This window comes from Microbacterium oxydans, from assembly GCF_026559675.1.
In the GTDB taxonomy this organism is placed as follows: domain Bacteria; phylum Actinomycetota; class Actinomycetes; order Actinomycetales; family Microbacteriaceae; genus Microbacterium; species Microbacterium oxydans_D.
Genome location: NZ_CP092891.1, coordinates 809,634 through 827,191 on the forward strand (window position 1 = coordinate 809,634; position 17,558 = coordinate 827,191).

Genomic DNA, 17,558 nt, shown 5'->3' on the forward strand with positions numbered 1-17,558 from the left:
CGCGGCGTCACCCGCCCGTAACACGGAGGGGCGATACTGATTCGAGGACAAGACGGAGGATGACATGTCGTTGCAGCAGCAGATCTCTGAGGACCTCGGCGTCAATCCCGAGGTCGAACCCGAGGCCGAGGTCGAGCGCCGGGTCGGGTTCCTCGCCGACTACCTGCGCGCGACCGGCGCGAAGGGTTTCGTGCTCGGCATCTCCGGCGGACAGGACTCGACCCTCGCCGGACGTCTGGCGCAGCTCGCAGTCGAGCGGGTCCGCGCCGAGGGTGGCGAGGCGAAGTTCCTCGCTGTGCGGCTGCCCTACCGCGTGCAGCACGATGCCGCGGACGCCGAGGCGGCGCTGGAGTTCATCGCCCCGGATGCGTCGGTCGAGGTCAACATCCAGAACGGCGTCGACGGGGTCGAAGAGGACATCGAGTTCGCGGTCACGAGCGACATCAGCGACTTCAACCGAGGCAACATCAAGGCCCGCGTGCGCATGGTCACGCAGTACGCCCTGGCCGGCCACGACGGACTCCTCGTGATCGGCACCGATCACGCCGCCGAGGCGGTGACCGGCTTCTACACGAAGTTCGGCGACGGCGCGGCCGACATCCTCCCGCTGTCCGGGCTCAGCAAGCGGCAGGGCCGTGCGCTGCTGAAATTCCTCGACGCTCCGGATCGATTGGCGTTCAAGGTGCCGACGGCCGACCTCCTGGACGGCCAGCCCGGCCGCGCCGACGAGGACGAGCTGGGCCTCACCTACGAGCAGATCGACGACTTCCTCGAGGGGCGGCCCGTCGACCCCGAGGTGGCCGGGCGCATCGAGGCGCGCTACCTCGCGACGCAGCACAAGCGGCACCTCCCGGTGACCCCCGACGACTCCTGGTGGCGCTGACCCCACGGCCCCTGAGGAGCGTCGCTTTCGCCCGTGTCGGATGCCGCGGATAGTGTCGAAGCATCCGACAGAACGGGAGCATCGTGCGGATCGACACTCAGGCGCAGCGCGTCATCTGGAGCGCGAGCGACCTCAAGGCGGCCGCCGAGTGCGAGTTCGCGTGGTGTCGGGCGATCGACGCGAAGCTGGGGCGCGTCCCCGCGGTCGAGGAACCGGAGGACGCGACCCTCAAGCGCGCCGCCGAGCTCGGCGATGTGCACGAGCAGAACGTGCTCGCCCGCTACATCCACGACCTCGGCGACGCGGAGGTGCATCGCATCGAGAAGGTCTCCTCGGTCGACGCCGAGGCCCTTGCCGCAGCCGTCGACGAGACCGTGGCGGCACTGCGCTCCGACGCGCTCGTGGTCTTCCAGGCGGCGTTCGCGACCGAGGAGTTCGTCGGCTTCGCCGACTTCCTGCGCAAGGACGACGACGGGCGCTGGCGGGTGCAGGACTCGAAGCTCGCGCGCAAGGCTCGTGTGACCGCGCTCATGCAGCTCGCGGCATATGTCGATCAGCTCGACCGGCTCGGCATCCCGCGCTCCGACGAGGTCGACCTGATCCTGGGCGACGGCACGCTCAGCACGCACGCCGTGGACGACCTCCTGCCGCTCTTCCAGGTGCGGAGAGCGCGACTGCGCGCGCTCATCGCCGACCGGCGCATCGCCGAGGGGTCGACCGGCGCGCCGCTCGCCTGGGGCGATGATCGGGGCGACCTGCAGGTCGTGGCCTGCGGTCGCTGCGCGACATGCGAGGAGCAGGTGCTGGCGCACCGCGACCTGCTGATGGTCGCGAGGATGCGCCCCGTGCAGCGTGCGCGTCTGCGTGCTTCGGGCATCGAGACGATCGATGCGCTGGCTGCGGCCTCCGAGGCGCCGGAGGGGATGAACACCGACACCTTCGAGAACCTGCGTGCCCAGGCGCGGCTGCAGCTCCGTGCCGATGCGGAGGGCGCGCCGACCTACGACGTGCACTACGCCCAGGCGATCCACACGCTCCCGCTCCCCAGCCACGGCGACATCTTCTTCGACTTCGAGGGCGACCCGCTCTACACCGAGCCCGCCGCCGACGGCGAGGCGCACTGGGGGATCGACTACCTCTTCGGATGGGTCGACAACGCCGACCAGTACTCGGAGCTGTGGGCACACACCTTCGCCGACGAGAAGCGGGCGCTGGAGACCTTCCTCGACTTCGTGAACCTGCGCAGAGCCGCGCACCCCGGCATGCACATCTACCACTACGCGCCGTATGAGACGTCGCACCTCGTGGCGATGGCGGCGCGGTACGGCGTGCGCGAAGGCGAGGTCGACCGGCTGCTGCGGGAAGGCGTGTTCGTCGACCTGTACCCGCTGGTCCTGCGGACGGTGCGCGTCGGGTCGCGCTCGTATTCGATCAAGAAGCTCGAGCCGCTCTACATGGGCGACGACGTCCGCACCAGCGACGTGCAGAAGGGCGATGACTCGATCGTGCAGTACGTCGCCGCCCGCGAGCTCGCGGCGGCGGGGGAGCAGGCCGAGGCCGACGCCGTCCTGGCCGACCTCGCCGACTACAACCGCTACGACTGCGTGTCGACGCGGCGGCTGCGCAACTGGCTCATCGACATCGCCCGGCAGAAGGGCGTGACCCCCGCGCCGCCCGACGACGCCGACGAGGTCATCTACGAGCCGTCGCCGCGGTCGGTCGCGTTGCTCGCCGACGCCGAGCGTGCCGTCGAGTCCGGCGGCGACGGGCTCGTGCACCGGATCGCCGCCGCCGCCATCGACTACTTCCCTCGCGAGGCGAAGAGCTTCTGGGTGTCGCACTTCCAGCGGCTGCGCGAGCCGGTGACGATGTGGGACGGCACGCGCGACGTCGTGCGGGTCGATCGTCCGTCCTCGGTCGTGCGCCGCGACTGGAGCGTCGGGGAGGGGCGCCGGGTCATGTCCCGCGACGTCGAGATCCGCGGCGAGGTGTCCCCGGGGACGACGCTCGGCGTCGGCGCGCAGCCGTTCGCGCTCTACGAGGTGCCGGCACCGTTCGACACCGAGGTGCCGTCGAGGGCGGTCCATGTGCCCCACACGGTCACCGTGGCCGAGGTCCTCGACGACGGCTACCTCGTCACCGAGTCGGCCGTGCAGGGGCAGACGTGGGATGAGCTCCCGCTCGCCCTCACCCCGGCCGCGCCCCCGCGCGTGGTCTCGCTGCAGGGCGCCATCGACGAATGGGCCGACGCCGTCCACGCGGCGGCCCCCGGCTTCCCGGAAGACGCGGCGACCGACATCCTCCGCCGCATCCCCCCGCGCACGGTGTCGGGGAGCGCGCTGCCCGCCTCCGGCGACGACACCATCGACGCGATCGTGCGCGGCATCCTCGACCTCGACCGCAGCTACCTCGCGGTGCAGGGCCCTCCGGGAACCGGCAAGACCTACACGGGGTCGCGGGTGATCGCGCGCCTGGTGAACGAGCACGGGTTCAAGGTCGGTGTCGTCGCGCAGTCGCACGCGATCATCGAGACGCTCCTGGCGCGGGTCGTCGCCGACGGGGTCGCACCGTCGCAGGTGGCGAAGGCCCCGAAGGATCCTCACGCGGACCCGCCCTACACGGTGATCCCGAAGAGCGGCATGGCGTCCTTCCTCGGCGAGCACGCGGGCGAGGGGGCGGTGGTCGGCGGCACGGCCTGGGACTTCAGCAACACCCAGCGCGTCGAACGCGCCGGACTCGACCTCCTCGTGATCGACGAGGCCGGGCAGTTCTCGCTCGCCTCGACCATCGCCGTCGCGGCCGGTGCGAAGCGGCTCCTTCTCCTCGGCGATCCGCAGCAGCTTCCGCAGGTGAGTCAGGGCGCCCATCCCGAGCCGGTGGACACCTCGGCTCTCGGCTGGGTGATGGACGGCGATCCCGTCGTGCGGCCCGAGTACGGGTATTTCCTGGCGCGGTCGTGGCGGATGCACCCGTCCGTGGCCGCCCCGGTGTCGAAACTCGCCTACGCCGGACAGCTCGCGTCAGCACCCGGCACCGAGCTCCGATCGCTGGAGGGCATCGATCCCGGCCTGCATGTCGTGCCGCTCCGCCATCGCGGCAACGCCACCCAGTCGCCGGAGGAGGCGGCCGAGGTCGTGCGTCTCGTCCGCGATCTGCTCGGACGCACCTTCACCGACAACGATCCGGCCGCCTCGTCCCGTCCGCTCGGACAGGCCGACATCATCGTGGTGGCGCCCTACAACGCGCAGCGGCAGCTGATCCTCGACGCGCTCTCAGACGCCGGCTTCCCGGATGTCCCCGTCGGAACGGTCGACAACTTCCAGGGCAAGGAGGCCGTCGTCTCGATCACCTCACTCGCCGCATCCAGCGGGCGGGACGCGCCGCGTGGTCCGGAGTTCCTGCTGCTGCAGAATCGTCTGAACGTGGCGATATCGCGCGCGCAGGTCGTGGCGTATCTGATCCACTCGCCGGCGCTGCTCGACGATCTGCCGTACACGCCGGAGGGCGTCGCCCGGCTCAGCGCGTTCGCCCGCCTCGTGGGGGCGGCGGACTGACGGGTCAGACGGTGCCGTAGAGGCGGTCTCCGGCGTCACCGAGTCCGGGCACGATGTAGCCCTTCTCGTCGAGGCGCTCGTCGAGGGCGCCGAGCACGAGCGTGACGTCGCGGTCGCCGGCCATCGCCTCGATCGCCGCGACGCCCTCGGGCGTGCCCAGCAGGCAGATCGCGGTGACGTCCTTCGCCCCGCGGTCGAACAGGAACTGGATCGCCGCGGCGAGCGAGCCGCCGGTGGCGAGCATCGGGTCGATGGCGAAGCACTGGCGGTCGCTGAGGTCGTCGGGGAGGCGCTCGGCGTAGGTCGTGGGCTCGAAGGTCGTCTCGTCGCGGACCATGCCGAGGAATCCGACCTCGGCGGTCGGGAGCAGCTTGACGAGGCCCTCGAGCATGCCGAGACCGGCGCGCAGGATCGGCACCACGATCGGGCGGGGCTCCGAGATCTTCACGCCCATCGTCGTCGTCACGGGCGTCGTGATCTCGACGGGGCTGACCTTCACGTTGCGCGTCGCCTCGTACGCGAGCAGCGTGACGAGCTCCTCCGTGAGCTGCCGGAAGACCGGCGACGGCGTGCGCGCGTCGCGCAGCACCGAGAGCTTGTGAGTGATGAGAGGGTGGTCGGCCACGTGAACACGCATGGATACAGGGTAATGCGCCGTGCGGCCCGGCACGACATCGGCGCTCCTGCCGGGTTCGGCGGCTGTCGTAGGCTCGACCCATGACCGCTGCCGACGACCTCGCGATGCGGCGTGCGCTCGCGCTCGCGGCGGAGGCGGCGGAGGCGTCGGAGATCCCCGTCGGCGCGGTGGTCCTCGACGCCGACGGGCGCATCATCGCCGAGGGTCGGAACACCCGCGAGGCCACGCACGATCCGACCGGTCATGCCGAGATCGAGGCGCTGCGGGCGGCCGCGCAGTCCCGCGGATCCTGGAACCTCGAGGGCCACACCCTCGTGGTCACCCTCGAACCCTGCATCATGTGCGCGGGGGCGATCCTGCAGGCGCGGATCGGCCGGGTGGTCTTCGGCGCCTGGGACGACAAGGCGGGAGCGGCCGGGTCGATGTACGACGTGCTACGCGACCGGCGCCTGCCCTATCGCGCCGAGGTCGTCGGCGGCATCGAGGCGGAGGCGGCGACGTCGCTGCTGCGCGCGTTCTTCGAGCAGCGGCGCTGAGGCCCGGTCGCCGGGATCACCCCTCGACGGTCCACCACGCGACGGCCACGAGGCACGGGCCGTCATCCGTGTCCTGGTAGAAGACGTCACCGGGGAACTCCGCACCGGCGGCGACCTGCTTCTCCGCGAACGACAGGTTGATGCTCCAGTCCGGGTCGTGCTCGGTCATCTCCGGCCAGTACTCGGGGACGAAGCGCTCCGGCTCCTCGGCCGAAAGCCCTTCCCAGTCGGTCGGTTCGCGGAGCTCCGGTTCGTATCCGGCGCACACGAACGAGTCGGCGTCGCCGGCAGCCGCAGCATCGATGAGTCTCTCGGTCGTCTGGATCACGCCGGCACCGTCCGCGCCCCAGATCACGGTGTCCAGCGAGCAGCCCGACATCGTGACGACGAGCGCCGCCGCTGCCGTGACACCGAGGAGCCGTCTCGGGGAACCCACGGCTTCCTCAGTCCGAGGACTTGAGCACGAAGACGTCGGTCGACGGCTCCGGGTCGATCGCCGGGCGGTACACGTCCGGCTCGATGTAGACGACGCGTGCGACCGGGACGGCCTCGCGGATGCGCGCCTCGATCGCGTTGATGTCGTCGGCCGCCTCGCGCAGCGGCTTGTCGGCGTTGAGCGCGATCTTGGCCGCGACCATGAGCTCGTCCGGCCCGAGGTACAGGGTCTTCATGTGGATGATCTTCTCGATCTCGTCACCGGCGTTGATCGCGTCGACGATCCGGTCGTGATCGGCCTGGGTCGCGCCCTCGCCGACCAGCAGGCTCTTCGTCTCGACGCCCAGCACGATCGCGATGAGGACCAGCAGCACACCGATCATCACGGTGCCGAGCGCGTCGAACATCGGGTTTCCGGTGATCAGGGTCAGACCGACCCCGAGGAGCGCGAACGTGAGGCCCGTCAGCGCGCCCACGTCCTCGAGCAGCACGACCGGCAGCTCCGGAGCCTTCGAGCGGCGCACGAACGACACCCACGACTGGCCCTTCTCGCGCACGAGGTTGCTCTCGCGCACCGCGGTGCGCAGCGAGAACGACTCGAGTCCGATCGCGACGACGAGCACCACCAGCGGCAGCCACCACCACGTCTTGTCGAGCTCGTGCGGGTTCGTGAGCTTCTCGACGCCCTCGTAGATCGCGAAGAGGCCACCGACGGAGAAGAGGATGATCGACACGACGAACGCGTACACGTAGCGCTCCCGGCCGTAGCCGAAGGGGTGCGCGCGGTCGGCCTCGCGGCGGGCCTTCCGTCCGCCGAGCATCAGCAGCAGCTGGTTGCCGGAGTCGGCGACCGAGTGGATCGCCTCCGCGAGCATCGACGCCGAGCCGGAGAGTGCCCAGGCGATGAACTTCGCGAGCGCGATGCCCATGTTCGCCAGGAACGCCGCGACGATGGCCTTGTTGCCTCCGGATGCACTCATGGGACGAGTCTAGAACCGCCTGCCCGGGGAAGTCGGAGTGCCCGCCGTAGGATGACGACATGGCTGACTCGCTTCCCTCCCTCGCTTTCCTCGGTGCCGGCTCGATGGGCGGTGCGATCCTCCGCGGGGTGGTCGCCTCGGGCATCCGGATCGACGGCGGGATCACCGCGACGAACCGCACGCCGGAGAAGGCGGCGGCGTTCTCGGGCCTCGACGGCGTCACGAGCATCGCGCTCGCCGAGCGTCCGGACGGCAATGCCGAGGCCGCGGCCGCAGCGCGCATCGTGCTGGTCGGGGTGAAGCCGGCGATGGTGCCCGACCTGCTCCGCGAGATCGCACCGCACCTCGCCGCCGACGCGATCGTGGTGAGCGTCGCGGCCGGTGTCACGCTGCAGACCTTCGCCGAGGTGCTCGGCGCGGATGCCCGCGTGATCCGCTCCATGCCCAACACGCCGTCGACCGTGCGAAAGGGGGTCACGGGCCTCGCCGCCGGTGCCGCCGTCTCGGACGATGATCTGGCGCTCGTCCGTCGCCTCTTCGAGACCGTCGGCGCGGTCGTGGAGGTGCCGGAGTCGCAGATCGACGCACTCTCCACCATCTCGGGCTCGGGCCCCGCGTATGTCTACCTGCTGATCGAGGAGTTCACCAAGGCCGCCGTCGGCATGGGCTTCGACGAGGCGGATGCCCGGCTCATGGTCGAACAGACGTTCATCGGGGCCACCGCGCTGCTCGATGCCTCGGGGGAGGACCCGGCCGAGCTGCGTCGCCGTGTCACGAGCCCCAAGGGCACGACGGAGCGGGCGGTCGCCGTGCTGCAGGACGCGCACCTCGATCGCACGTTCGCCGATGCCGCGGCCGCCGCGCTCGCGCGTGCCAGGGAACTCGCTGCCGGAGCCTGACCATGCGACTGCGCATCGAGGGCGAGATCTGGTACTGGCGCGGACCCGCGCCGTTCCACTTCGTCACCGTGCCGCCGCCCGAGAGCGAGATGATCCACGAGGTCGCGTCGGTCGTCACCTACGGGTGGGGGATGATCCCGGCATCCGTCACGATCGGATCGACCACGGTGACCACCGCGCTCTGGCCGAAGGACGGCGGGTACATCGTGCCGATCAAGAAGGTGCTGCAGGACCGGGAGGGCCTCGGCGTCGACGACGTGGTCGAGCTCGTCCTCGACATCGACGCCTGAGGCTCGCCCGTCAGCTCTCGCTGGCGACCTCGGCGAGCACCTCGGGCCAGCGACGGTTCAGGACGCTGCCGCCGAGTGCCGTGCCGCCCCACACTGCCAGGGCGCCGATGACGACACCGCACGCGAGGCTCACCCAGCCGAGGGCGGGGTTCCAGATCGCCGCGATGGCGAACCCGAGCGCCGGGGCACCGAGCACGAGGGTGATCGGACCGATGATGATCATCGCCAGCAGCGACTGCACCCCGCCGGACGAACCGCGTCCGAACGGGTTGGCCTCCGGTGCGGGAGCGCGTCCCGGGAGGAAGCTGCCCACCCAGGCTCCGGCGCCCGCGGAGACCGCCGTCAGCCCGATGGCCGACCCGATGCTGGCGGGCAGCAGGTCCGGGCGCCCGGCGACCAGGCAGGTGGCCACGCACAGCGCGAGGGTCACGGGCACGGCGATCAGCCCGAAGCCGAGCAGCCTTCCCGCCCGATCCGCGGCTCCGCTCACGCCGCCCAGGATGTGGGCGGCGATCGCATCGTTGTCGTAGGCGATCGCCATCTGCATGATCGTGCCGGTGAGCAGGGCGTTGATGGAGGGGATCAGGGTGATCGCGGGCGCGAACCCGACCGATTCGTCCTGGAGACCGTTCATCAGCGCGAGCCCGATGAAGATCGCCGGCAGCAGCAGGAGCATCACGATGTTCACGACCTGCCGAGGGTCGCGGCGGAAGTACCGCAGCGTGCGGGCGGCGATGGCTCCGACCGGGGTGGCGGGGAGCATCCGATCCAGGATGCCGCCCGAGCGGACCCGGCCGCCACCGCTGCTCTGGATCGGCGAGACGAGGCGTGCGGCCAGCAGGGCCTTCGACGCGAACCACAGGGCCGCGACCGTCGCGAGGGCGATCAGCAGACGGAGGGCCGCCGCGACCAGGTCGCCCTGAGCGACGGATGCGGGGACCCCGAACACGGCGCCGACCGGCGTCCACGCGGCGATGTCGGCGACTGCGGCGAAGGCTCCGCCCACATCGCCGACCCGGGTGAGGGCCCCGATGCCGAGATTGAGCAGCAGACCCGACGACGCGGCGAGCACCACCCCGAGCGTCAGCACCAGGTCACGGGTGCTGCGCCGTGCCAGCCACCCGGCGAGGATCCCGCTCACGACGCGGGCGCCCAGCACGCAGGTGACGACAGCGACGGGGATCATGACCAGGGCGGTGAGCAGGGCGGGGAGGCTCACGGACCAGCCGAGGAGCATCAGCACCAGGGCGAAGGTCGTGCCGATGCCGCCGATCGTGGTGGTCCCCGCGACAGTGAGGCCCGGGAGCAGCGACCGGGCGGTGACCGGCAGCAGGGCGAACCGCTCGGGAGCCAGCGAGTCGTCACCGCTGACCAGGATCGAGCCGATCCACCAGCCCAGGACGATCACGGAGCCGGTCAGCACGATCGCCGTGACCGCGGCGTCGGGGGCGGCGAAGCGCAGCGCCACGAGTCCCGCGGTCAGGCCGGCGAGGAAGCCCAGGGCGATCATGCCGGTGATGATCAGCGTGACGATCATCCACGGGTTGCGCGACAGCTGATGACGCAGCTGCCGCCAGCGCAGGCTTACGAGGAGCGCAACCACGCGAGCGTCTCCGTCCCGAGATCGTGTGCGCCCACCAGCGCGAGGAACCGCTGCTGCAGCGACAGGCCCGCCCGCACCTCGTCGAGGGGACCGTGCGCGAGCAGCCGCCCCTCGGCGACGATCGCGACCCGGTCGCACATCGACTCGACGAGTTCCATCACGTGGCTGGACAGCACCACCGTGCCGCCGCCCGCGACGAACGCCTTCAGGATCTGGCGGATCGTCTCGCCCGAGACCGGATCCACCGCCTCCAGCGGCTCATCGAGGATCAGCAGTCGCGGCGCGTGGATCAGCGCGCACGCCAGACCGATCTTCTTGCGCATGCCCGCCGAGTAGTCGACGACGAGCTTGTCGCTCGCATCGGCGAGTCCGAGCGCCACGAGGAGCTCTTCGCTGCGCGCCGTCACCTCCGCCTCGGCCATGCCCCGCAGCAGGCCCGTGTACCGCAGCAGCTCCGCCCCGCTGAGCCGGTCGAGCATGCGGATGCCGTCGGGGAGGACGCCCATGTGCGCCTTCGCGGCCGCGGGGTCCTGCCACACGTCCGCGCCGAGGACCCAGGCGGTTCCGGCGTCCGGGCGCAGCAGCCCCGTCGTCATGGCCAGAGTCGTGGTCTTGCCCGCGCCGTTCGGGCCGAGGAGACCCAGCATCGATCCGGCCGGCACGTCGAGCGAGAGGCTGTCGACGGCGACTTTCGGCCCGAACTGCTTGCGGAGCCCGCGAAGGGCGAGGACGGGCGGAGCCGCGGTGGGGTCGGTCATGGCTCCATCCCACCACGCGGCCGGGGTGGAGGACATCCGCCGTGAGGGGGATTAGTCGATCCCGGAGCGGCCGGAGTCAGCGGGCGCGGTCAGCGGTCGAGGGCGGCGAAGCGCTCGATGTCGCTGTTGGTGCCCGACACGATGATGAGGTCGTGGTTCGTGACGATGGTGTTCGCCTCGGCGTAGCGGAACGGCTTGCCGGGGCTCTTCACGCCGACGACGGTGACCTTGTACTTCGAGCGCACGCCCGACTCGTTCAGGCCCACGCCGCGGATGAACTTCGGCGGGTACATCTTGGCCAGCACGAAGTCGTCGTCGAAGCGGATGAAGTCGAGCATCCGCCCGCTCACGAGGTGCGCGACGCGCTCTCCGGCCTCGCGCTCCGGGTAGATGACGTGGTTCGCGCCGACGCGGGCGAGGATCTTGCCGTGCGACTGGGAGACGGCCTTGGCCCAGATCTGCGGCACCTTCAGGTCGACGAGGTTCGCGGTGATCAGCACGGACGCCTCGATCGAGGAGCCGACCGCGACGACGGCGACCTGGAAATCCTGGGCGCCGATCTGGCGCAGGGCGTCGATGTTCTTCGCGTCGGCCTGCACGGTGTGCGTGACGCGGTCCGACCACTTCTGCACGAGCTCGAGGTTGTCGTCGATCGCGAGCACCTCGCGATCGAGGCGGTCGAGCTCCCCGGCACAGGCGGCGCCGAATCGGCCGAGGCCGATGACGAGGACGGGCGCGTCGCCCCGGAGGACTTCAACCAACGATCGGCCTTTCCACGGGCAGTGAGTAGTACTGCGTTCGCGATGTCGCGGCGACTGCCGCGGCGAGAGTCACTGTACCAACGCGCCCCATGAAGATCGTGGCGGCGAGCACGTAGGAGCCGGCGTCCGGAAGCTCGGCGGTGAGACCCGTCGACAGGCCGACGGTCGCGAACGCGGAGATCACGTCGAACAGGACATGGCTGATGTCGTCTTTCGTGATCTGGGCGATGACGATGGTGGACAGGGCGACGATCGTCGCTCCCCACGCGACGACGCTGAGCGCCACGCGCTGCACGTCGCTCGGGATGCGGCGACCGAACGCCTCGACCGACTGACGGCCCTTCGCCTCCGACCACACGGCGATCGCCAGCACGGCGAGGGTCGTGACCTTGATGCCGCCCGCCGTGGAGGCGGAGCCGCCGCCGACGAACATCAGCATGCTGGCGGCGAGCAGGGACGAGCCGTTCAGGTCGTCCATCTCGATGACGTTGAATCCGCCGGATCGGGTCATGGCGGACAGGAAGAACGCCTGGAACGTGGTGTCGGCGGCGTCCATGGAGCCGAAGGTCTTCGGGTTGTCGAACTCGAGGATGACGAACACCGCGGCGCCCAGGATGAACAGCAGCACGGTGGTGACGATGGTGAGCTTGGAGTGCAGCGACCACCGCTTCACGTGCCAGACGTGCTTGGCGAGCGTGTAGATGACCGGGAAGCCGATGCTGCCGAGGAACACGCCCACCATGAGGAGCGAGAGCACGAGGTAGTCGTCGGCGAACACGGCGACGCCGCCGTCGTTCGGCGCGAAGCCGGTGTTCGTGAAGGCCATGGCCGCGAAGTACGGCGCCTCCCAGAGCGCGGCGATCGGATCGACCTTCGCCATCACCAGCGCGGGGTAGAGGAGGACGGCGAGGGAGGCCTCGATGATGAGCGCCGAGACGGCGACCGTGGTCAGCAGCTGGCCGACCTCGCCGAGACGGACCGTCTGGCTCTCGTTGACCACGCCGCCGTGTGCACGCAGCGGGTTCGTGTCGCCCGCGGCCATCAGCTTCGCGCGCAGGCCGAGGCGCTTGGAGATGAGCATGCCCATCAGCGACGCGAGGGTGAGCACGCCGAGAGCGCCGATGTTCACACCGAGGAAGACCAGCACGTGTCCGAACGGCGACCAGTGGTTCGCCATGTCGACGGTCGACAGGCCGGTCACGCAGATCGTGGAGACGGCCGTGAACAGCGCGTCGCTCAGCGGGGTGACCGTCCCGCTCGCCGAGGCCATGGGCAGCGACAGCAGGACGGTGAAGACGAGGATCAGGAGGGCGAAGACGACGATCGCGAAGCGGGAGGGCGAGGAGGTGACGAGGTGCTTCACCCAGCCGGCGGCACTCTTGAGGCTCTGCCGTGGGGACGACGCCGAAACGATGCCCGACATCGCTTCCCCCTTCTCGTTTCTGCCTCACCCGCGCAACGCGGTCTCACGACGTCTGCCGCAGAGCCTTCGTCATGGTACTCCGTGCCGGGGACGACTACCCTGATCTCATGACGGACATCTTCGACGTGATCGCAGACGGTACGAGGCGAGACATCCTCCAGCTCCTGCTGCGACGCACGGCCGAAGGTGAGACCGGCACCAGCGTCAGCCAGATCGTCGCCGATCTGGGCATCAGCCAGCCCACGGTCTCCAAGCATCTGAAGGTGCTGCGCGACGCCGAGCTCGTCACGGTGCGTGAAGACGGACAGCGCCGCTTCTACAGCCTCGCGGTCGAACCGCTCGAGGTCGTGGACGACTGGCTGGTGCCCTTCCTGGTCGACGCCTACGGCGACAGTGCGCCGGACATCGACTACCACGCGGTGCCCGACAGTGCCGCGCATGCCGCCGAGGTCGTGGGCCGCGCGGCCGCCTCCGCGAAGCACGTCGTCGCGAACGCGCTCAAGCGTCTCGGGGCCTGACCCTCGCCCGCGGGCGCAGCATACGGTTTGCCATTGCAGCTACTTAGCTAAGGTGCTAATTTCGGGGCATGACCGATTCCCGAGTGATGCGCCCCTCGTCCGTCGACGCCCCGGATGTCGTCCGGTCCGCGGCCGGCCTCGACACCCTCCGCGGCCGCATGCGGCGCCGTCTCCTGCTGACGTACCGCGTCGATCCCGACGTGGCCCGCGCGATCATCCCCGCCCCGTTCCGGCCGCAGTTGGTGGACGGCAGTGCCGTGGCGGGGATCTGCCTGATCGCGCTGACCCGGCTCCGGCCCGGATGGTTCCGGCCCGAGATCGGCATCTCCACGGAGAACACCGCGCACCGGTTCGCCGTCGAATGGGATGAGGATGGCACCACGCGCACCGGGGTGTACGTGACCGAGCGCCACAGCTCCGGCATGATCCCGGTCCTCGGCGGGGGACGGCTGTTCCCCGGGATGCAGCACCGAGCGCGGTTCGATGTCGAGGAGAGCGACACGCGCTTCCGGGTGCGGATGCGTGCCGACGACGCTGCGGTCACCGCCGATCTCGAGGTCGCCGACCGATGGGACAGCACGCTGTTCCCCACCGTGCAGGAGGCCTCCGACTTCTACCGGTCGGGGGCGATCGGCTGGTCGCCGCGGCGTGGTGGCGGGGCGGCGGAGGGTGTGGAGCTGACCGCGTCGCGCTGGGCCGTGCAGGCCGTACGCGTCAACGAGGTGGCCTCGTCGTTCTTCGACGGCCTGCCGCCGGGGTCCGCGGTGTTCGACAGCGCGCTCGTCATGCGCGACCTCCCCGTGGTCTGGCGTCGGCCGGATGCACCTCGCCCCTGACGACAGGGGGCGTGTCGTCAGGGGCGATTCGCGGATCCCCAGACCCGCGCGGACTCGGCGGTGCCGCACGAGTCCTGGGAACACACTGTCAGTCTCGGCTGGGCGAACGTCGGAGAATGCCTGTGCCTCGGCTGAGATCGGGTGCGGTCGGGGGGATCAGCGGCGCCCTGCCTTGCGGCGGAAGAGCCAGGCGCCCCAGACGACCGCCACCAGGAGGATGGCCAGGCACCAGCCGATCGCCCACCACGCCTCGCCTTGTGTCGGTGCATCGGTCAGCAGCCCGCGGATCGTCTCGACGATGGGTGTGATCGGCTGGTTGGCGGCCACCGGCTGCAGCCAGTCGGGCATGCTCGCCACCGGGACGAAGGCGCTGGACAGGTAGGGGAGGAAGAGCAGCACGAAGCCGTAGCCGTTCGCGCCCTCGGGGCTCCTGGCCGCGAGACCGATCGCGGCGAACAGGTACGTGATCGCGAGGATGTACAGCGCGATCAAGCCCGCGAGCGCGATCCACTCCCCGGCGTTCGCGTCGGGGCGGAATCCGACGAGGACGCCCACGCCGATCACGATCGCCGTGGCGATGAGGTTGCGCAGCACACTCGCGACGACATGGCCCGTCAGCACCGCACCCGACCGCACCGGCATGGTGCGGAAGCGGTCGATGATGCCGGTGCGCATGTCGTTCGCGACATACACCGCCGTCGAGGAGGCCCCGAAGCCGGCGCAGGTGAGGATGATGCCCGGGACGACGTAGTCGACGTAGGCGCCCGAGGGATCGATCGCCCCGCCGAACACCCACGTGAACATGAGCATGAGCATCACGGGCAGCATGATCGCCATGAGCAGTGATTCGCCGTCGCGCAGGGAATGGCGCAGGCTGCGGCCGACGAACACCGCCTCAGCGGTGATGCCACGCAGGCGGGGGCGCGGAGAGGGAGTCGGAAGGGCGGGCCCCGTGGTCCGAGGCGCGGCGAGCGTGATGTTCATGCGGGCTCCTTCACAGTGCGGGTGCTGTCGTCGGGGGAGGTGACGGCGAGGAACACGTCGTCGAGAGTGGGGCGCCGCAGCGTGACCAGGCCGTCCTCCCCCTCTTCGTCGAGCAGATCCAGCGCTCGCCGCAGATCGGCCACGGTGCCGTCGGTGGGGATCTCCCGGCGGAGCCGCCCCCGACCGTCATGGAGCTCGACGGTGTCGCCGCCCACGCGCGCCTTGAGCTCGGCGGGGGTGCCGAGCGCAGCGATCCTGCCGTCGTGCAGCACCGCGATCCGGTCCGCGAGCTGATCTGCCTCCTCCAGGTACTGCGTGGTGAGGAAGACCGTGGTGCCCGCACTCGCGAGCATCCGGATGATGTCCCAGAGCGCACGACGACTGCGGGTGTCGAGGCCCGTGGTCGGCTCGTCCAGGAAGAGCACCTCGGGGGTCACCACGAAGCTGAGGGCCAGGTCGAGTCGGCGACGCATGCCGCCCGAGAACGTGCGGACCACGCGAGACGCGGCATCCGTCAGATCGAACTGGGTGATGAGGTCCGCGGCCCGACGCTTCGCCGCGGCCCGGCCGAGACCGGCGAGCCGCGCGAACATGGCGACGTTCTCTGTCGCGGTGAGGGCGTCGTCGACAGCCGCGGCCTGACCGGTGAGGCTGATCCGCCGCTGGATCTCGATCGCCTGGGTGCGCACGTCCCACCCCGCGACCGTCGCCGAGCCGGCATCCGCAGCGGAGAGGGTGGTGAGGATGTTGATCGTCGTCGTCTTGCCCGCGCCGTTCGGCCCGAGCAGCGCGAAGACCTCACCGCGGGCGACGGTGAAGTCGAGTCCGTCGACGACGTTCTTCTTCTGGAAGGCCTTGCGCAGACCCTGCACCTCGATGGCTGTCTCCATCAGGCGCTCCTTTCTGTGTAGGTAGAAAACTGTGTACGACCAACGCAACTGTGTATGACGGTAACACACTGTTTAGGTAATAAACAGAAGTAGGATGAGCGCATGACTGACACCGAGCCGCCGGAGCTGCCACGGGGGATCGCGCTCGCCTGGGGCGTCGCCGCGAATCCGCAGCGTGGGCCGAAACGCGAGATGAGCGTCGAGAAGATCGTCGACGCCGCGGTCGAGCTGGCGGATGCCGAGGGGATCGGGGCGGTGTCGATGGCCGCGGTCGCCGCCCGCCTGGGCTTCACGCCGATGTCGCTGTACCGCTATGTCACCGCGAAGGACGATCTCCTGCTGCTGATGCAGGAGGAGGCGACCGGGCTCCCGCCTGCCAGCCACCTCGAGGCCGAGGGCTGGCGCGAGCGGCTGCTCTCCCTCTACGAGGAGCAGGTCGTCCTGTACCTCCGCCATCCGTGGATGCTGTCCCTGCCGATCACCGGATCGCCGATCACGCCGCACAGCTCGGCGTGGCTGGACGCGAGTCTCGCCGCGCTCGAGGGCACCCCGCTGACGGCGGAGGAGCGGTTGGCGGTCGCGCTTGCGGTCACCGGTCACGCCCGATGGTGCGGGATCGTCCAGGCCGGATACACCGAGCAGTCCCGCGGCAGCGGCCTCACCCCCGACGAGGTGGCGGCGCGCGAAGCGGCGCTGTTCGACCGGGTGATCACCGCCGAGGAGTTCCCGGCGCTCCGACGCGCGATCGAGGACGACGTGTTCCTCTCGACGGCCGACCCGTTCCGCTTCGCCGTGGAGCGGACGCTCGACGGCGTCGCCTCGTACATGGCGGGCCTCGACCGCGGCGACGCGCATGCCGAGGCGACCGAGTGGATCGACCTCGATCCGGCCGAGCTGGCGGGTGACCGACGGCTCAAGGAAGCGCAGAAGGCGGTGCGTGAGGCGGAGAAGGCGCTGCGCGCGGCGCACAAGATCGAGCGGCAGACGCTGCGCGAGGCGCGCGACCGTCTGGCGAAGGCCAAGAAGTCGGGCTGACCGCTCTCGATGCGCGCGTTCTCGGCGCTCGCGCCCCACTGATCACATGGGTCACACGGGTTTACACGCGTCCCAGCTACCCCATAGAGTGTGCACATCGAGAAAGGGGTACGTGGGATGCCCGAGGTTCCAGACGTCCGATTCCTCACGGTGGCCGAGGTCGCCGAGCTCATGCGCGTGTCCAAGATGACCGTGTATCGGCTGGTCCATGCGGGGGAGCTGCCTGCCGTCCGATTCGGACGGAGCTATCGCGTACCGGAGTCGGCCGTCGCCGACGCCCTGCAGCGACCGATCGCCGACGTGGGCTGAGTCCCGAGCGGACGACAGCGCACAGAGCGGGCCGTCGGGTTTGCTAGACTGACCCGAGGCATTTTCCGTGCCCGTACCCGGGTGTCCGATTTCGGCGACACCCAGCCACTGACTTAGTGAGGTTTCCGTGGGTTCTGTCATCAAGAAGCGCCGCAAGCGCATGGCGAAGAAGAAGCACCGCAAGCTGCTTCGCAAGACTCGCCACCAGCGTCGCAACAAGAAGTAAG

General features: G+C 70.0%; 19 protein-coding genes. 10 read left to right on the top strand and 9 right to left on the bottom strand.

Features of this window, described 5'->3' with window-relative positions; all coding sequences use genetic code 11:
- The first annotated feature begins 64 nt into the window (after window positions 1–64).
- On the top strand, window positions 65–883 hold the full coding sequence (nadE, locus tag MME74_RS03825; protein ID WP_267417376.1) for an ammonia-dependent NAD(+) synthetase: 819 nt from the start codon (window positions 65–67) through the stop codon (window positions 881–883).
- Between the two features lie 83 nt (window positions 884–966).
- A complete protein-coding gene (locus MME74_RS03830) occupies window positions 967–4,437 on the top strand; it encodes a TM0106 family RecB-like putative nuclease (RefSeq protein ID WP_267417377.1) in 3,471 nt (1,156 codons plus the stop codon).
- Window positions 4,438–4,441: 4 nt separating this feature from the next.
- Here MME74_RS03830 and upp read toward each other — a convergent pair whose 3' ends face one another.
- Window positions 4,442–5,074, bottom strand: coding sequence for a uracil phosphoribosyltransferase (upp, locus tag MME74_RS03835; protein WP_267417378.1), 633 nt, complete (start codon window positions 5,072–5,074; stop codon window positions 4,442–4,444).
- A gap of 80 nt (window positions 5,075–5,154) precedes the next feature.
- Between upp and tadA the strand changes: the two genes are divergently transcribed.
- On the top strand, window positions 5,155–5,610 hold the full coding sequence (tadA, locus tag MME74_RS03840) for a tRNA adenosine(34) deaminase TadA (protein ID WP_267417379.1): 456 nt from the start codon (window positions 5,155–5,157) through the stop codon (window positions 5,608–5,610).
- A gap of 16 nt (window positions 5,611–5,626) precedes the next feature.
- Here the strand turns inward: tadA and MME74_RS03845 are convergent, their stop codons facing one another.
- Together MME74_RS03845 and MME74_RS03850 are read right to left on the bottom strand one after the other, a co-directional pair.
- Window positions 5,627–6,046 carry a hypothetical protein gene (locus MME74_RS03845; RefSeq protein ID WP_267417380.1) on the bottom strand — a complete coding sequence of 140 codons (420 nt, stop codon included), beginning with the start codon at window positions 6,044–6,046 and terminating at the stop codon, window positions 5,627–5,629.
- 7 nt (window positions 6,047–6,053) lie between these two features.
- Window positions 6,054–7,025 (bottom strand): cation diffusion facilitator family transporter, encoded by a 972-nt coding sequence (locus MME74_RS03850; RefSeq protein ID WP_267417381.1) that lies wholly within the window; start codon window positions 7,023–7,025, stop codon window positions 6,054–6,056.
- Between the two features lie 59 nt (window positions 7,026–7,084).
- On the opposite strand from MME74_RS03850, the gene proC reads away from it, so the two are divergent.
- Together proC and MME74_RS03860 are read left to right on the top strand one after the other, a co-directional pair.
- The gene (gene proC, locus MME74_RS03855) at window positions 7,085–7,924 is read left to right on the top strand and encodes a pyrroline-5-carboxylate reductase (RefSeq protein ID WP_267417382.1); all 840 of its coding nucleotides are present in this window, start codon (window positions 7,085–7,087) and stop codon (window positions 7,922–7,924) included.
- Window positions 7,925–7,926: 2 nt separating this feature from the next.
- Window positions 7,927–8,214, top strand: coding sequence for a DUF1905 domain-containing protein (locus tag MME74_RS03860; protein ID WP_267417383.1), 288 nt, complete (start codon window positions 7,927–7,929; stop codon window positions 8,212–8,214).
- Window positions 8,215–8,224: 10 nt separating this feature from the next.
- Here MME74_RS03860 and MME74_RS03865 read toward each other — a convergent pair whose 3' ends face one another.
- From MME74_RS03865 to MME74_RS03880, 4 genes are all read right to left on the bottom strand, one after another.
- Window positions 8,225–9,817, bottom strand: a complete 1,593-nt coding sequence (locus MME74_RS03865; protein ID WP_267417384.1) for a hypothetical protein — start codon at window positions 9,815–9,817, stop codon at window positions 8,225–8,227.
- Entirely contained in the window at window positions 9,799–10,575 is a 777-nt protein-coding gene (locus tag MME74_RS03870) for an ABC transporter ATP-binding protein (RefSeq protein ID WP_267417386.1), read from the bottom strand. The genes MME74_RS03865 and MME74_RS03870 overlap by 19 nt, the downstream gene beginning before the upstream one ends.
- An 89-nt stretch (window positions 10,576–10,664) precedes the next feature.
- Window positions 10,665–11,336, bottom strand: a complete 672-nt coding sequence (locus MME74_RS03875) for a potassium channel family protein (RefSeq protein WP_047520565.1) — start codon at window positions 11,334–11,336, stop codon at window positions 10,665–10,667.
- The gene (locus MME74_RS03880) at window positions 11,329–12,759 is read right to left on the bottom strand and encodes a TrkH family potassium uptake protein (RefSeq protein WP_267417389.1); all 1,431 of its coding nucleotides are present in this window, start codon (window positions 12,757–12,759) and stop codon (window positions 11,329–11,331) included. Before MME74_RS03880 ends, MME74_RS03875 begins: the two co-directional genes overlap by 8 nt.
- A gap of 107 nt (window positions 12,760–12,866) precedes the next feature.
- Here MME74_RS03880 and MME74_RS03885 point away from each other — a divergent pair, with 107 nt between their 5' ends.
- Together MME74_RS03885 and MME74_RS03890 are read left to right on the top strand one after the other, a co-directional pair.
- Window positions 12,867–13,277, top strand: coding sequence for an ArsR/SmtB family transcription factor (locus MME74_RS03885; protein ID WP_267417390.1), 411 nt, complete (start codon window positions 12,867–12,869; stop codon window positions 13,275–13,277).
- A 68-nt stretch (window positions 13,278–13,345) separates the two neighbouring features.
- A complete protein-coding gene (locus MME74_RS03890; protein ID WP_267417391.1) occupies window positions 13,346–14,113 on the top strand; it encodes a DUF2071 domain-containing protein in 768 nt (255 codons plus the stop codon).
- 156 nt (window positions 14,114–14,269) lie between these two features.
- Here the strand turns inward: MME74_RS03890 and MME74_RS03895 are convergent, their stop codons facing one another.
- Both MME74_RS03895 and MME74_RS03900 read right to left on the bottom strand, forming a co-directional pair.
- Complete coding sequence (locus MME74_RS03895) at window positions 14,270–15,097, bottom strand: ABC transporter permease (RefSeq protein WP_267417393.1); 828 nt, start codon at window positions 15,095–15,097, stop codon at window positions 14,270–14,272.
- Window positions 15,094–15,987, bottom strand: a complete 894-nt coding sequence (locus tag MME74_RS03900) for an ATP-binding cassette domain-containing protein (protein WP_267417394.1) — start codon at window positions 15,985–15,987, stop codon at window positions 15,094–15,096. The genes MME74_RS03895 and MME74_RS03900 overlap by 4 nt, the downstream gene beginning before the upstream one ends.
- A 102-nt stretch (window positions 15,988–16,089) precedes the next feature.
- Here MME74_RS03900 and MME74_RS03905 point away from each other — a divergent pair, with 102 nt between their 5' ends.
- From MME74_RS03905 to MME74_RS03915, 3 genes are all read left to right on the top strand, one after another.
- On the top strand, window positions 16,090–17,022 hold the full coding sequence (locus tag MME74_RS03905; protein ID WP_267417395.1) for a TetR/AcrR family transcriptional regulator: 933 nt from the start codon (window positions 16,090–16,092) through the stop codon (window positions 17,020–17,022).
- Between the two features lie 117 nt (window positions 17,023–17,139).
- Entirely contained in the window at window positions 17,140–17,331 is a 192-nt protein-coding gene (locus MME74_RS03910) for a helix-turn-helix domain-containing protein (protein ID WP_017204627.1), read from the top strand.
- 127 nt (window positions 17,332–17,458) lie between these two features.
- On the top strand, window positions 17,459–17,557 hold the full coding sequence (locus MME74_RS03915) for a 30S ribosomal protein bS22 (RefSeq protein ID WP_003792170.1): 99 nt from the start codon (window positions 17,459–17,461) through the stop codon (window positions 17,555–17,557).
- Window position 17,558: the final 1 nt, after the last annotated feature.